This window comes from Streptomyces marianii, assembly GCF_005795905.1.
Lineage (GTDB): Bacteria > Actinomycetota > Actinomycetes > Streptomycetales > Streptomycetaceae > Streptomyces > Streptomyces marianii.
In genome coordinates this window covers 1,480,057-1,493,635 of sequence record NZ_VAWE01000001.1, presented here as the reverse complement: position 1 = coordinate 1,493,635, position 13,579 = coordinate 1,480,057, and the positions used below count along the sequence as shown (strand labels likewise).

10 protein-coding genes are annotated in these 13,579 nt (G+C 73.2%); 9 read left to right on the top strand and 1 reads right to left on the bottom strand.

Going from position 1 to position 13,579, the window contains the following annotated elements:
- The first annotated feature begins 42 nt into the window (after positions 1 to 42).
- The 3 genes from FEF34_RS06645 to FEF34_RS06635 are packed head-to-tail and all read left to right on the top strand — an operon-like array spanning position 43 to position 4,406.
- A complete protein-coding gene (locus tag FEF34_RS06645) occupies positions 43 to 1,548 on the top strand; it encodes a cytochrome ubiquinol oxidase subunit I (RefSeq protein WP_138052294.1) in 1,506 nt (501 codons plus the stop codon).
- Positions 1,545 to 2,597, top strand: coding sequence for a cytochrome d ubiquinol oxidase subunit II (locus FEF34_RS06640; RefSeq protein ID WP_138052293.1), 1,053 nt, complete (start codon positions 1,545 to 1,547; stop codon positions 2,595 to 2,597). Before FEF34_RS06645 ends, FEF34_RS06640 begins: the two co-directional genes overlap by 4 nt.
- A 9-nt stretch (positions 2,598 to 2,606) precedes the next feature.
- A complete protein-coding gene (locus tag FEF34_RS06635) occupies positions 2,607 to 4,406 on the top strand; it encodes a cation:proton antiporter (RefSeq protein ID WP_138052292.1) in 1,800 nt (599 codons plus the stop codon).
- Between the two features lie 13 nt (positions 4,407 to 4,419).
- Here FEF34_RS06635 and FEF34_RS06630 read toward each other — a convergent pair whose 3' ends face one another.
- The gene (locus FEF34_RS06630) at positions 4,420 to 6,297 is read right to left on the bottom strand and encodes a glycoside hydrolase family 15 protein (protein WP_138052291.1); all 1,878 of its coding nucleotides are present in this window, start codon (positions 6,295 to 6,297) and stop codon (positions 4,420 to 4,422) included.
- A gap of 114 nt (positions 6,298 to 6,411) precedes the next feature.
- Here FEF34_RS06630 and FEF34_RS06625 point away from each other — a divergent pair, with 114 nt between their 5' ends.
- From FEF34_RS06625 to FEF34_RS06600, 6 genes are all read left to right on the top strand, one after another.
- Positions 6,412 to 7,749, top strand: coding sequence for a DUF2254 domain-containing protein (locus FEF34_RS06625; protein WP_234042300.1), 1,338 nt, complete (start codon positions 6,412 to 6,414; stop codon positions 7,747 to 7,749).
- A 305-nt stretch (positions 7,750 to 8,054) separates the two neighbouring features.
- A complete protein-coding gene (locus FEF34_RS06620; protein ID WP_138052290.1) occupies positions 8,055 to 9,242 on the top strand; it encodes an ROK family glucokinase in 1,188 nt (395 codons plus the stop codon).
- A gap of 65 nt (positions 9,243 to 9,307) precedes the next feature.
- Complete coding sequence (locus FEF34_RS06615) at positions 9,308 to 9,817, top strand: hypothetical protein (RefSeq protein WP_138057325.1); 510 nt, start codon at positions 9,308 to 9,310, stop codon at positions 9,815 to 9,817.
- A gap of 667 nt (positions 9,818 to 10,484) precedes the next feature.
- On the top strand, positions 10,485 to 11,648 hold the full coding sequence (locus FEF34_RS06610; RefSeq protein ID WP_138052289.1) for a glycosyltransferase 87 family protein: 1,164 nt from the start codon (positions 10,485 to 10,487) through the stop codon (positions 11,646 to 11,648).
- Positions 11,645 to 12,376 (top strand): FkbM family methyltransferase, encoded by a 732-nt coding sequence (locus tag FEF34_RS06605; RefSeq protein WP_138052288.1) that lies wholly within the window; start codon positions 11,645 to 11,647, stop codon positions 12,374 to 12,376. The genes FEF34_RS06610 and FEF34_RS06605 overlap by 4 nt, the downstream gene beginning before the upstream one ends.
- A gap of 29 nt (positions 12,377 to 12,405) precedes the next feature.
- Positions 12,406 to 13,566: a glycosyltransferase family 4 protein gene (locus FEF34_RS06600; RefSeq protein ID WP_138052287.1), complete on the top strand. Its 1,161-nt coding sequence runs from the start codon at positions 12,406 to 12,408 to the stop codon at positions 13,564 to 13,566.
- The last annotated feature ends 13 nt before the right edge of the window (positions 13,567 to 13,579 follow it).

The window sequence follows — 13,579 nt, the reverse complement described above, 5'->3', positions numbered from 1 at the left end:
CGCCGCGACCGACCCGAAGGGCTCCGACGACCGAAGGCACACATGCACAATCCGGTACCCCTGCCGGCCGGGGCGCACCTGCTGCTCGCGGACGCACCCGCCCAACTGCTCCCGGCCCGGGAGCTGATGGCGTTCACGCTCGCCTCCCACATCATCCTGGTGCCCATGGGAGTGGCGCTGCCGCTGATCACACTGGTCATGCACTACCGCGGGCTGCGCCGGAACGACCCCACCGCGCTGCTGCTCGCCCGGCGGTGGTCGGCCGTCATGGCCGTCCAGTTCGCCGTCGGCGTCGTCACCGGCACCGTGCTCTCCTTCGAGTTCGGGCTGCTCTGGCCGGGGCTCATGGGCCGCTGGGGGGACGTCTTCGGCATCGGGTTCGGCGTCGAGGCATGGGCGTTCTTCCTGGAGGCCGTCCTCATCGCCATCTACCTCTACGGCTGGCGGCGGCTGCCGGCGCGGACGCACTTCCTCCTCGGGGTGCCGCTGCCGGCCGCCGCCCTCCTGGGGGCCTTCGGCATCCTGGCGGCCAACTCCTGGATGAACACGCCCCGGGGCTTCCGGCTCGACTCCACGGGCAACCCCGTGGACGTCGACGTCTGGAAGGCGATCTTCACGCCGATGTTCGGGCCACAGTACTGGCACTTCGTCGTGGCGATGTTCCTGACGGCCGGGTACGTCGTCGCCGGCGTCTACGCCGTGGGGATCCTGAAGGGCCGCAGGGACCGCTACCACCGGCTCGGGTTCGCGGTCCCGTTCACCGTCGCGGCGGTCTTCACGCCGATCCAGTTCGTGCTCGGCGACTCCATCGCCCGCTCCGTGTTCCACAAGCAGCCGGTGAAGTTCGCGGCGATGGAACTGGTGTGGGAGACCGACACCCATGTGCCCGAGTACATCTTCGGCCGCCTCCACCCGGACGGCACCGTCACCGGCGGCATCAAGATCCCCCAACTCGACTCCATCCTGGCCGGGTTCCGGCCCGACACCGAGGTCACCGGCCTCACCTCCGTGCCCGCCTCCGACCGGCCCAACCCCACGCAGGCCACGATCGCCCACTGGGCCTTCGACATCATGGTCGTCATCGGCTCGCTGATGATGCTCCTCGTGCTCTGGTACGCGTGGGTGGTGTGGCGCAGACGGAAGCGGCCCGCGGCCCAACGGCTCCCGGAGTCCCGGTGGTTCTACCGCAGCGCCGCCTGTGCCGGGGTCGCCTCCGTCATCGCCGTCGAGTGCGGCTGGATCACCACCGAGGTGGGGCGGCAGCCCTGGATCGTGTACCAGAACATGCGGGTCGCCGAGGCGGTCACGGCGACCCGGTCCTCCACCCTCTGGGTCATGTTCGGCGTCGTGATCGTCGTGTACCTCTTCATCTTCGGCTCCTTCCTCGCGGTACTGCTCAAGATGCGCACCCGCTGGCGGCTCGCGGACGCGGCGGCGGGGCCCCCGGTCGAGGGCCCGGAGACCGGGACGCCCTACGGCCCGCGCGACGACGTGCCGGGCGCGGCCGTCGGCGCCGGGACCCGGGCGGGGGAGGACGGTACGCCATGACGACAGCAAGCATCGTCGCCCTGGTGCTGCTGCTCGCCGTCGCCGCCTACGCCTGCGCCGGCGGCACCGACTACGGCGCCGGATTCTGGGACCTCACGGCGGGCGGCGCCGAGCGGGGCAAGCGGCCGCGGTGGCTGATCGACCACGCCATGGCACCCGTGTGGGAGGTCAACAACGTCTGGCTGATCTTCGTCCTCGTCATCATGTGGACCGGATTCCCGGTGCTGTTCCAGACGGTGTTCTCGTCGATGTGGCTGCCGCTGGCCCTCGCCGCGGTCGGCCTGGTCCTGCGGGGCGCCGGCTTCGCGCTGCGCAAGCCGATCAAGCGGGTGGCCGGGCGGCGGCTGTACGGCGCGATGTTCGCCGTCTCCTCGCTGCTCACCCCTTACTTCCTCGGCGCCGCCGTCGGCGGCATCGCCTCCGGCCGGGTCGCCCCCGGCACCGTCGCCTCCGCGCAGGCCTGGGCCAATCCCACGTCCTTCTTCTTCGGGCTGCTCACGGTGACGGCCACCGCCTTCCTCGGCGCGGTGTTCCTCTCCTGCGACGCCGAACGCTGGGACGCCCCCGACCTCGTCGGCTACTTCCGGCGCCGGGCGCTGGCGTCCCTGGCCGTCGCCGCAGTGCTCGGCGTGGCCGCGCTCTTCGTCGTCCCGAGCGACGCCCCCCACCTGTGGAGCGGGCTCACCCGGGGAGGCGGGCTGGTGCTCGCCCTCGTGGCCGTGGTCTGCACGGTGGCGACGGCGCTGATGCTCCTGCGGGGACACGTCCGCTGGTCCCGGTTCACCGCCGTGGGCGTGGTCGCCGCCTCCGTCATCGCCTGGGGCGTCGCCCAGCGCCCCTACCTCATCCCGACCTCCCTGACCGTCGAGGAAGCGGCGGGCGCCCCCTCGACGCTGGTGTGGCTGCTGGTCGTCACTCTCGTCGCGGTGCTCCTCGTCGGGCCGGCGCTCGTCCTGCTCTACTGGCTCGACACGCACGCGGAGCTGGAGTCCCTCTCCGAGTCCGACCTCCGGCAGGTCGGGGGCGGCAGCCCCGCCGGGAGCGAGTGACGGCCGCTCGTGCTTCCCCCCGACCAGTTCCTCCTGGGTATCGCCCTGACCGTGCTGCTCGCGGTCGGCTCCCAGATCGTCGCGAGCAGGATGCGCATCCCGGCGCTGATCCTGCTGCTGCCCGCCGGCTTCACGGCCGGCGCCCTCACCGACGTCGTCCATCCGGAGAAGCTGGCGCCGGGCAACTTCTCGTCCATCGTCTCGCTCTCCGTCGCGGTGATCCTCTACGACGCCGGGCTGGGCCTGCGGCTGCGCCAGCTGGGAGGCGCCACCCGCTCGGTGGTGCGCCGGCTCCTGGCGCTCGGCGTCCTGGCCACCTGGGCGTCCGTCATGGCGCTCGCCCCCGTGCTGTTCGGCGTCCCCTTCCCCGTGGCCGTGCTGCTGGGCGCCATCCTCGTCGTCTCCGGACCGACGGTGGTGGGGCCGCTGCTCGACCACGTGCGGCCTCCGGACGGGGTGCGGCGCATCCTGGTCTGGGAGGGGACGCTCGTCGACCCCGTCGGGGCCATCCTCGGCGCGCTCGTGCTGCACTCGCTGCTCGCGGGCGACTTCCGGTTCGGCCGGGGCTTCCACCCGGGCGAGTTCCTGCTCAGCTGGCTGGTCGGGCTGGCGGGCGGTGTGGTGGGTGCCGCGGCGCTGTGGTTCCTCCTCCACCGGCTCCGGCTCGGCGAGACGCTGGGCACGCTGGCCCAGCTCGCCACGGTGGTCGCGGTGTCGGCGGGCTGCGACGTCGTGCGCGACGACACGGGGCTGATCGCCGCGGTCGTCGCAGGGCTCGCCGTCGCCAACCTCCCCGGGCTGGGCATGCCGGCCCGGCGCCCCTTCTTCGAGACCCTGGTGCAGCTCATCATCGGGCTGCTGTTCGTGTCCATCTCGGCCGGGGTGACCCCGTCGTCAGTCCGTCCCGTCCTGCTGCCCACGCTCGTCCTGATCGGCGCGCTCGTCCTGGTGGTCCGGCCGCTGGTCGCCTGGCTCTCCACCCATGGGCGCGGACTGCCGTACGGAGAGCGTGCGTTCATCGCCTGGATGGCGCCGCGCGGCATCGTCGCCGCGTCCACGGCGTCCGCCTTCGCCGCCACCCTGTCCGGCGCGGGGCTGTCCGGCGCGGACAAGATCCTTCCGGTCACGTTCCTGGTGATCGTGGGGACCGTCCTGGTCTACGGGCTGACCGCGGCACCGGTCGCCGCCGCGCTGGGCATCAACCGGTCGGTCCGCGCCCGGCCGCTGATCGTGGGCGGGCGGCCGTGGTCGGTCGAACTGGCCCGGTGCCTGAAGTCCGCCGGGCTGGACGTCGCGATGTGGACCGCGACGGAGGAACAGCGGCAGCGCGTCCGGCGGGCCGGGATCGAGCAGGCCCCGGGCGATCTGCTGGCCACGGCCACCGACCCCTCCGGGCGCCTCGAGGGCGTCACCGCCGTGCTCCTGCTCACCGACGACGACGACTTCAACGCGCTCGTCTCCGTCGTCGCACGGGACAGCGTCGACGGACCGGTCCACCGCGTCGGACCGCCGCCGGACGGCACGGGCGCGGTCGCGACCCGCACCGGCCCGGACGTGCTCTTCGGCCCGGGCCTGGGACGGGACGAGCTGGCGGCCCGTCACGCGCGGGGCGCCCCGTTCACGGTGGGCGCGCCGGGCGAACCCCCGCCGCCCGGTCACGACGCGCTGTTCGTCCTGCGGGCCGACGGCCGTCTGGACCCGGTCACCGAGGAACGGCCCGCGCGGCCGGGCCCCGGGGACAGGGTCGTGCTGCTGGGCCCCGGCCCGGACGGGCGGCCCGCGGAGGGTTCGCCCGCCGGGGGCCGGTGAGCGGCGGGGCCGTTCAGAGATTGGACTCCGCCGGGGCGGTCCGCCTGCGGGCCTCCCCCTGTACACGGTTGAGCTCCCCGTCCAGCGTGATCGCCGTGTCGATGAACGCCAGATGGGTGAACGCCTGTGGGAAGTTGCCCAGTTGTCGTCCGGTCAGGGCGATCTCCTCGGAGTAGAGGCCGAGGTGGTTGGCGTACGTGAGCATCTTCTCCAGCACGAGCCTCGACTGGTTCAGCCTGCCCGCCCGCGCCAGCGCGTCGACGTACATGAACGTACACAGCGAGAAGGTGCCCTCGGAGCCGGCCAGACCGTCGGGGGAGGCCTCGGGGTTGTACCGGTAGACGAGGCTGTCGTTCACCAGTTCGCGATCCATGGCGTCAAGCGTGGCGGTCCACATCGGGTCGTCGGGGGTGATGAACCCCACCGTGGACATCCGTACGAGCGACGAGTCGAGCACGTGCGTGTCGTAGTGCTGCACGAACGCCTGCCGCTGCTCGCTCCAGCCGCGGGAGAGTACCTGGTGGTACAGCCTGTCCCGGGCATGGGACCAGCGTTCGAGCGAGGCCGGCCGGCCGCTCGCGGCCGCGAGCCGCAGCGCCCGGTCGAAGGCGACCCACGACATCACCCGTCCGTACGTGAAGTCCTTGCGCCCGCCCCTGGTCTCCCAGAGTCCCTCGTCGGGCTGGTCCCAGTGGTCGGTGAGCCAGTCGAGGAGCGTGCGCAGCGAGGTCCAGCCGCGGTGGTCGAGCTGGATGCCCCGCTCGTGCGCGAAGAAGATGCTGTCCAGCGCCTCGCCGTAGATGTCGAGCTGGAGCTGGGACGCGGCGCCGTTCCCGATCCGGACGGGTCTGGAGCCCTCGTAGCCCTCCCAGCCGTCGAGGACCTCCTCCTCCAGGTCGGAGGAGCCGTCGACCCGGTACATGATGTTCAGCGGTCCCGAGTCGCCGTCGGAGCCCGCCTTCTCGTGGACGCGGTCGCGCAGCCAGCCGATGAAGGCCTGGGCCTCGTCGGTGAAACCGAGGCCCAGCAGGGCGTACACGGAGAACGACGCGTCGCGGATCCAGGTGAACCGGTAGTCCCAGTTCCGCTCGCCGCCGAGTTGTTCGGGGAGCCCGGCCGTCGGCGCCGCCACGATCGCCCCGGTCGGGGCGTACGTCATCAGTTTCAGCGTGATCGCCGACCGCTCGACCGCCTCCCGCCAGCGGCCCGAGTAGCGGGACTGGCCGAGCCAGTCGCGCCAGAAACGCACGGTGTCGTCGAAGAGCTGCATGAACTCGGCGTGGTGGACGTGCCGCGGCGGGCCGTCGGCGAAGGTCTCCAGCACCACCCCGCGCTCCTGGCCGGCCTCCAGGGTGAGGGTGAAGTGCATGTCGTTGTCGCCCAGGTCGAGGGGGGCCAACCGGACGTCCTTCGGCTCACGGACCGAGTGCACCGTCAGCTCCAGGCCGTCGGCGACGAACACCGCCCCGCGCTCGGTGTAGAGCAGCTTGTGCGGGGACCGGCCGTGGTTGAACCGCGGAACGATGTCGACCTTGAAGGTGAGGCTGCCGCGGACGCAGCGCAGCATCCGCACCAGGCGGTGCCGCTGGGTGGCCGTGGAGCCCGTGACCGGCATGAAGTCGACGACCTCGCCCGCGCCCGCCTCGGTCATGAAGCGGGTGATCAGGACCGCGGTGTCGGGAAGGTACAGCTGTTTGGTGGCGTACGTCCGGTCCACGGGAGCGACCTTGAAGTACCCGCCCTTCTCGCTGTCGAGCAGCGAGCCGAAGATGCTCGGCGAGTCGAACCGCGGGGTGCAGTACCAGTCGATCGTCCCTTGCGTGCTGACCAGTGCCGCGGTCTGCAGGTCACCGATCAGCCCGTGGTCCTCGATGAGGGGGTAGTCGCCCATCCCGAGCCCCTTTCGCCCTGGGTCGCGAGCGGATGCCGCCCCATCAGCTTAGGTAATAGGTGCATTCCGGGCTTTTCGGGAGGGAGCGCCGGGGTGCGGGGGAAGGGCTCCAGTGTGGAGGCGACAACCGCGCACCGGGAGACGAGCCGCCGGGTCCGTGCGCCCCTGTCCTGGGCGACGGCGTTCGCGCTGCGCCAGTACGTCATGGCGAGCCTCTGGATCGCGCCGCTGATCGGGATCGTCCTCGGCTCGCTGCTCGCGGACGCCGCCGTGGCGCTCGACGGAGCCGTCCGGGTGCCGCAGGGGTGGCAGTACTCCACGTCCACCGCCAGCAGCGTCCTCAGCTCCATCGTCGGCGCGATGGTCGCCCTGCTCGGCTTCGTCGTGACCATCGGCATCCTCGTGGTCCAGCAGGCCACCGGGACCCTGTCGCCGCGCTACATGCGGCTCTGGTACCGGGACCGGCTCCAGAAGGCCGTGCTCGCGACCTTCTCCGGGACCTTCGCCTTCTCGTTCTCGCTGCTGCGCAGGATCGAGACGGACTTCGTGCCGGACATCGGTGTCACCCTCGCGGGGGCGGCGGTGGCCGTGAGCCTGCTGCTGCTGCTGATGTACCTGAACCGTTTCATCCACAACCTGCGGCCCGTCGCCATCGCGGCGCTGGTCGCGCGGACGGGGCGACGGGTGCTCGACCGGGGGACGCTGCTCGCCGCGCGCGGCACCCTGCGGGCGGCGGACGCGACGAGGGCACCGCCCCCAGGACCGGTGACATCGGTGCCCTGCGCGACGGGCGGGGCGCTCCAGGGGTTCCACCCGGAGCGGCTGGTGGCCCTCGCCGAACGGTACGACTGCTTCGTGGTCCTCACCCACCCGGTGGGCGACTTCGTACCGCCCGGTGCGACGCTCTTCGAGCTGCACGGCGCCGCGCCGCCCCCGTCCGCCAAGCTGACCGGGCTGGTCGCCCTCGGGGTCGAACGGACCATCGAGCAGGATCCCGCCTTCGGGATGCGCATCCTGGTGGACATCGCCATCAGGGCGCTGTCCCCGGCGGTGAACGACCCCACCACGGCGGTGCAGGTCCTGAACCACATCGAGGCGTTCCTGCACACCATCGGCCGTGCGGAACTCGGTGGGCGATACACCCTCCACGACGCCCACGGCGTGCCCCGGCTCGAGGTCCCCGGCCGCTCCTGGGACGACTTCCTGCAGCTCGCGGTCACGGAGATCCGCGAGTACGGCGCCGGATCCCTGCAGGTCTGCCGGCGACTGCGGGCGCTGTTCGACGGGCTCCTGGACGCCGGACTGCCCGAGCGGCACCGGACGGCGGTACGCACCGAGCTGCGGCTCCTGGACGAGGCGGTCGACCGCAGGTACCCCGACCCGGTCCGCCGGGCCACCGCGCTGACCCCCGACCGCCAGGGCATCGGGGGAGGCGCCCGACCGCGGGCCTGACCGGGGGTGCGGCGGGGTGGGACGGAGCTCCGGCGGGCCGGGGAGCGACGGGGGGCGGCCAAGGGGGCTCCGGCGGGCCGCGCGGTCGCCTACCCGGGCGGTCACGACCGGTGACCGTGATGTGACATCACGCACGCCTCCCGTCCCGGGCGACACGCCCGCGGCCCCACACCGTGTGGCGGGGCGGGCGGTCCGCGCCGCGGGCGCTCAGGGCCGGGGCGGCCCCCGGATGGCACAATCGGGCACGGCGGGCGCCGCCCGCCTCCGGTGACCCGGACCCGCCCCCCACGACCCGCAGGGACGCCTTGAGCACGTACCGCGACTTCGCCCACCGGGGTTCCGCCCGCGCCACCGTCCTGCGGACCGTCGGCACCCGGGAGCGGCGCTCGCACCTCACCGCGCCCCGTGTCCCCACCGTGGGCATCGACATCGGCGGCACGAAGGTGATGGCCGGTGTCGTCGACGCCGACGGGGTCATCCTGGAGAGGCTCCGCACGGAGACCCCGGACAAGTCCAAGAGCCCCAAGGTCGTCGAGGACACCATCGTGGAGCTGGTCCTCGACCTCTCCGACCGGCACGACGTACACGCCGTCGGCATCGGCGCGGCCGGCTGGGTGGACGCCGACCGCTCCAAGGTGCTGTTCGCCCCGCACCTGGCCTGGCGCAACGAGCCGCTGCGGGACTCGCTGCAGAACCGTCTCGCCGTCCCGGTCATGGTCGACAACGACGCCAACACCGCCGCCTGGGCCGAGTGGCGCTTCGGTGCCGGCCGCGGTGAGGACCATCTGGTCATGATCACGCTCGGCACCGGCATCGGCGGCGCGATCCTGGAGGACGGCCGCGTCAAGCGCGGCAAGTACGGCGTCGCCGGCGAGTTCGGCCATATGCAGGTCGTGCCCGGCGGACACCGCTGCCCGTGCGGCAACCGCGGCTGCTGGGAGCAGTACAGCTCCGGCAACGCCCTGGTCCGCGAGGCGCGCGAGCTGGCAGCCGCGGACTCGCCGGTCGCGTACAACATCATCGAGCGGGTCAAGGGAAACGTCCCCGACATCACCGGCCCGCTGATCACCGAGCTGGCCCGGGAGGGCGACGCCATGTGCGTCGAGCTCCTCCAGGACATCGGGCAGTGGCTGGGCGTCGGCATCGCCAATCTCGCCGCCGCCCTCGACCCGTCGTGCTTCGTCATCGGCGGTGGCGTCAGCGCCGCCGACGACCTGCTCATCGGGCCCGCCCGGGACGCCTTCCGGCGCCATCTCACCGGCCGCGGCTACCGGCCCGAGGCCCGTATCGCCAAGGCCCAGCTCGGTCCCGAGGCCGGTATGGTCGGCGCGGCCGACCTCGCGCGGCTCGTCGCCCGCCGGTTCCGCCGCGCCAAGCGGCGCCGTGTCGAGCGGTACGAGAGATACGAGCGCTACGCCCAGGCCCTCCGCAGCGCCGGAGGGCTCGGCGACACCGGCGACAGTGCCCGCCCCACACCCCAGGACCCCGAGTGAAGACCCTGCACCGACAGACCCCGCCTGTGGAAGAGCACGTGCGTACCCCCGAGGACCGGCGGCACATGATCTGGCGCCGTGTGCTGACCGCGGTCGTCATCGTGCTGCTCATCGGCATCCCCGCCGGCTACCTGGTGATCTCCGCGGAGCAGAGCAGGGACAGCGGCCGGGACAAGGAGGCCGAGTCGTCGGCGACCGGGCTGCGCGAGAACTGGCCGTCCAAGATGAAGCGCCGTGTCTTCGAGGTGCCGATCCCGGCCCGCTCCACCGAGGTCGCCTACTACGAGACCAGCAACTGGAAGTCGAGCCGGCTGTACGTCAAGTTCCGTACGACCGCCGGCGGGCTCGACGCGTTCCTCAACGACGTCGGCACCAGTCGTGCGCGGCTGAAGACCGGCGAGGTCACCATCGGCGAGCGCGACGCGCACACCGTCGGCTGGGTCTTCCGGTCCGAGGCCGCGTGGGCCGGGACCTCGCACAAGCAGCGCGATCCGCGTCCCAGCCAGGACATCGCCGTGGATCTGACCGATCCGTCCGCACCCATGGTGTTCGTGGTCTCGACCGCGACCCCCTGATCCGGAACTAGTGCCGCGTCAGGCAAGGTTGCGCCGCGACGGGGCGAACGTTGCCTGATGCGGCACCAGCTGTTCCGCTCGCCGCTGTGGGGCGGGTGAGCGAGCGGACGCACGACGCCCCCGAAGACCCCGCGGCAGCGGAACGACGGTGCGGACGACACGCCCGTCCCCCTCCTCGTGCCGTCCCTCGGTACGACCTGGCGCAGGTCGCAGCGGTTGCCCAGGGGGTCCTGCCGATCCAGGACAGGCGCGCAACGCCGGGTCAGCGCCTCATGGTCCGGACAGTCGGCGGGACCTCGTCGTCATGTTGCGCGACGGTGCGGAGGACGGTCGAGCGACGACTGCGCGGGCCTCGTGGCCGTGGCCTGACGCACGGAGCCGCCCGGGGCCGGGAGCCGGGGTTCTTCGACGGGGCCCCGGCCCCGGTCTGGACCGCGCCCAGAGCCCGGCCGCCGGCATCGCGACCGCCGGGAACGCTCCGGGCCCGTGTGCGGGTTGCGGCGCCCCGGCCGGTGCCCCACAGGCGAGCGGTAGGGGAAACCCGACCATCAGGTCTCGACCTGGCCGTCATGACGCAGCGGCAGGGGCCCGATGTGATGGACGGGTGCTTACCTTCCAGGCTCAACCCCTAGGAAAACAAAGGCTGTTGTGGTGCGGCGGCTGGCTCGTGGCCGCCGTGTGGGCCGGCGTGTTCCCGTTCCTCGCGGCGCCCCAGCCGCACCGGGTCTGGGGGGCGATCGCGGGTGCCGGCTATCTCTGTGCCGCGTGCGCAGCGCTCTGGTCCCGTGGCCGGAGCGTTTCCGTCGGGGTCGCCGTCGGCGGCGCCGTGGTCGTACCGCTGCTGGTGCTGCTGGTGACCGGCGGGGCGCAGAGCGAGGTCGGCGTCATCGAGCGGTCCGGGGCGCTGACGCTGGATCAGGCCACCCCGTACCTGGCCGACCCCCGCACGGTGGTCGAGGTCACCCCGTACCTGCCCGGGATGGCGGTGTTCGGGCTGCCCCGGGCGGTGCTCGGCGACAGCGGCTGGCTGCCCCAACTGCTCGGCGACGCCCGGCTCTGGTGCACGGCGGCGTTCCTCGGGTGCCTGTGGGGGGCGCGCCGTGCGACAAAGCGGGCCGTCGGAGGCGGGGTGCCCCTCGGCGCGCTCGTCGCCTCGCCGGTCGTGGCGCTGCCGCTCTGCGTCAGCGGCGTGGACCTGCCGCTGACCGGGCTGCTGTGTCTGGCGCTGGCGTATGCGGCCCGGCGGCGCCCCCTCGCCGCCGGGCTCGCGCTCGCCGCCGCCTGCTCTCTCAAATGGACGGCCTGGCCCGCTGTCGCGGTCGCCGTGTCGCTCCTCGCCCACCGTGCGGGGCTGCGGGCCGCCGTGCGCGCCGCCGCCGTTGCCGTGGCGGGCACCGTGGTCCTCGTCCTGCCGAGCGCGCTGCTGTCGCCCGGGCCCCTGGTCCAGCAGGTGTTCGCCTTCCCCATGGGCCTCAGCGATTGGGAGACTCCGGCCGCCAGCCCGCTGCCCGGCCGGCTGCTCGCCGCCCTTGGCCCGGCCGGCTGGTACGCGGCGGTGGCGCTGCTGCTGGCCGGCGGATCGGCCGTCGCCGTGTCCCTGGTCCTACGTCCGCCCCACGACCTGGTTTCGGCCGCCGACCGGCTCGCCCTCGGTCTCTGCCTGGCCTTCCTCCTGGCGCCCGCCGGGCGGTTCGGCTACCTCGCCCTGCCGGTCCTCCTCGTCATGTGGAGCCGGATGGTCCGCGGCGTCCCCCGGGCTGTGCCCGTGCGGAGCCGCCTCGTACGCACCTCCGAGAACCCCCGCCCGGTTCCGGTCGGAGGTGCCCGGTGAGCGCCCTGCGCACGCACGCGGTGGCTGCCGCGCTGCGCTGGGGCGCTCACCGGTTCCCGTTCGTCGAGGACGAGGTCGCGGGCCTCCGTGACCTCGTGCGTCCGGGCGCTACATGCGTGGACATAGGAGCCGAATACGGGCTGTACACCTGGGTGCTGTCCGCGCTCGCCGGACCAACCGGCCGCGTCCACAGCGTGGAGCCGCTGCCCGGCCCCAACCGCTGGCTGCGCGCCGCGGTACGCCTCCTCGGCGCCCGCAACGTGACCGTCCACCGCACCGCCTTCGGGGCCCGGCCCGGGCACGGGACCCTGAGCCTGCCGATGCGGCGCGGACTGCCGGTGCACGGGCGGGCCTACCTCACCGACGGGGCCGACGGCCCCGGCCCGAACGCCGAGTTCCGCACCGCGCGCAGTGTGAACGCCCCCGTCCGCACCCTCGACCAACTCGCCCACGAGGCGGGCCTGGAGCGGCTCGCCTTCGTCAAGGCCGACGTCGAGGGCGCCGAACTCGCCGTGCTCCGGGGCGGATCGGACACCCTGCGGCGCCACCGCCCCACACTGCTCCTGGAGATCGAGCGCCGGCACCTGGAGAAGTACGGCGCCCACCCCGCCGACGTGCTGCGGCACCTGCGGGACTACGGCTACCGCGCCCACCGCCGGCTGCACGGCCGCTGGACACCCGTGCCACGCATCACCGACGACTGCCGCAACTACGTCTTCACCGCCTGACCACCCCCTACGTAAGGCAGCGATCACACATGAGCACCACCCTGATCGTCACCAACGACTTCCCGCCCCGCCAGGGCGGCATCGAGACGTTCGTCCACGCCATGGCGACCCGCGTTCCCGGCGACGACCTGGTCGTCTACACGTCGAGCGAGCCGGGCGCCGCCGCGTACGACGCCACGCTGCCCTTCCCGGTGATCCGGGACCCCAGCCGCATGCTGCTGCCCACGCCCCGCGTCACCCGCCGCGCCCTCGCGATAGCCCGGAGGTACGGCTGCGACCGGGCCTGGTTCGGAGCCGCCGCGCCGCTCGCCGCCATGGCGCCGGCGCTGCGGCGCGGCGGGATACGGCGCATGGTCGCCACCACGCACGGTCACGAGATCTGGTGGGCCCGCACCCCGGGCGCCCGTCAGGTGATGCGGCGCATCGGTGACCACGTCGACGTCGTCACGTACCTGGGCGAGTACACCCGGCGCCGCATCGCCTCGGCGCTGGGGCCCCGCGCCGAGCTGGTGCGGCTGGTGCCGGGCGTGGACGCGGCGGCTTTCCGGCCCAAGCCCGACCAGGCCGGGCAGATCCGTGAACGGCACGGCATCGTGGGCCGCAAGGTCGTCCTGTGCGTTTCGCGGCTGGTCACCCGCAAGGGACAGGACACACTGATCCGGGCGCTCCCGGCCATCCGGCGGACCGTGCCGGACGCGGTGCTGGTGATCGTGGGCGGCGGCCCGGACGAGGCGCGGCTGCGCGCGTTCGCGAGCAAGTACGCCGACGGGCACGTGGTGTTCGCGGGCAGCCTCGACCACGCCTCGACGGCGCCCTACTACGCGGCGGCCGACGTGTTCGCCATGCCGTGCCGTACGCGGAAGGCGGGGCTGGAGGCGGAGGGGCTGGGCATCGTGTTCCTGGAGGCGGCCGCCAGCGGCCTCCCCGTCGTCGTCGGCGACTCGGGCGGTGCACCGGACACGGTCGTCGACGGTGTGACGGGCACGGTGGTCGACGGCACGGACGTGCGGGGCGTGGCGCATGCCGTGGCGGCACTCCTGCGCGACCCGGAGCGGGCCGCGGCGATGGGCGGGGCGGGCCGCGCATGGGTGGCGGAGCAGTGGTCCTGGGACGCGTCGGCGGAACGGCTGACCCGGCTGCTCACCCCGGACGCGGACCGGCGGCCCGTCACCCCGAAGCGGGGAGGCTGACGGGCACCCCGAC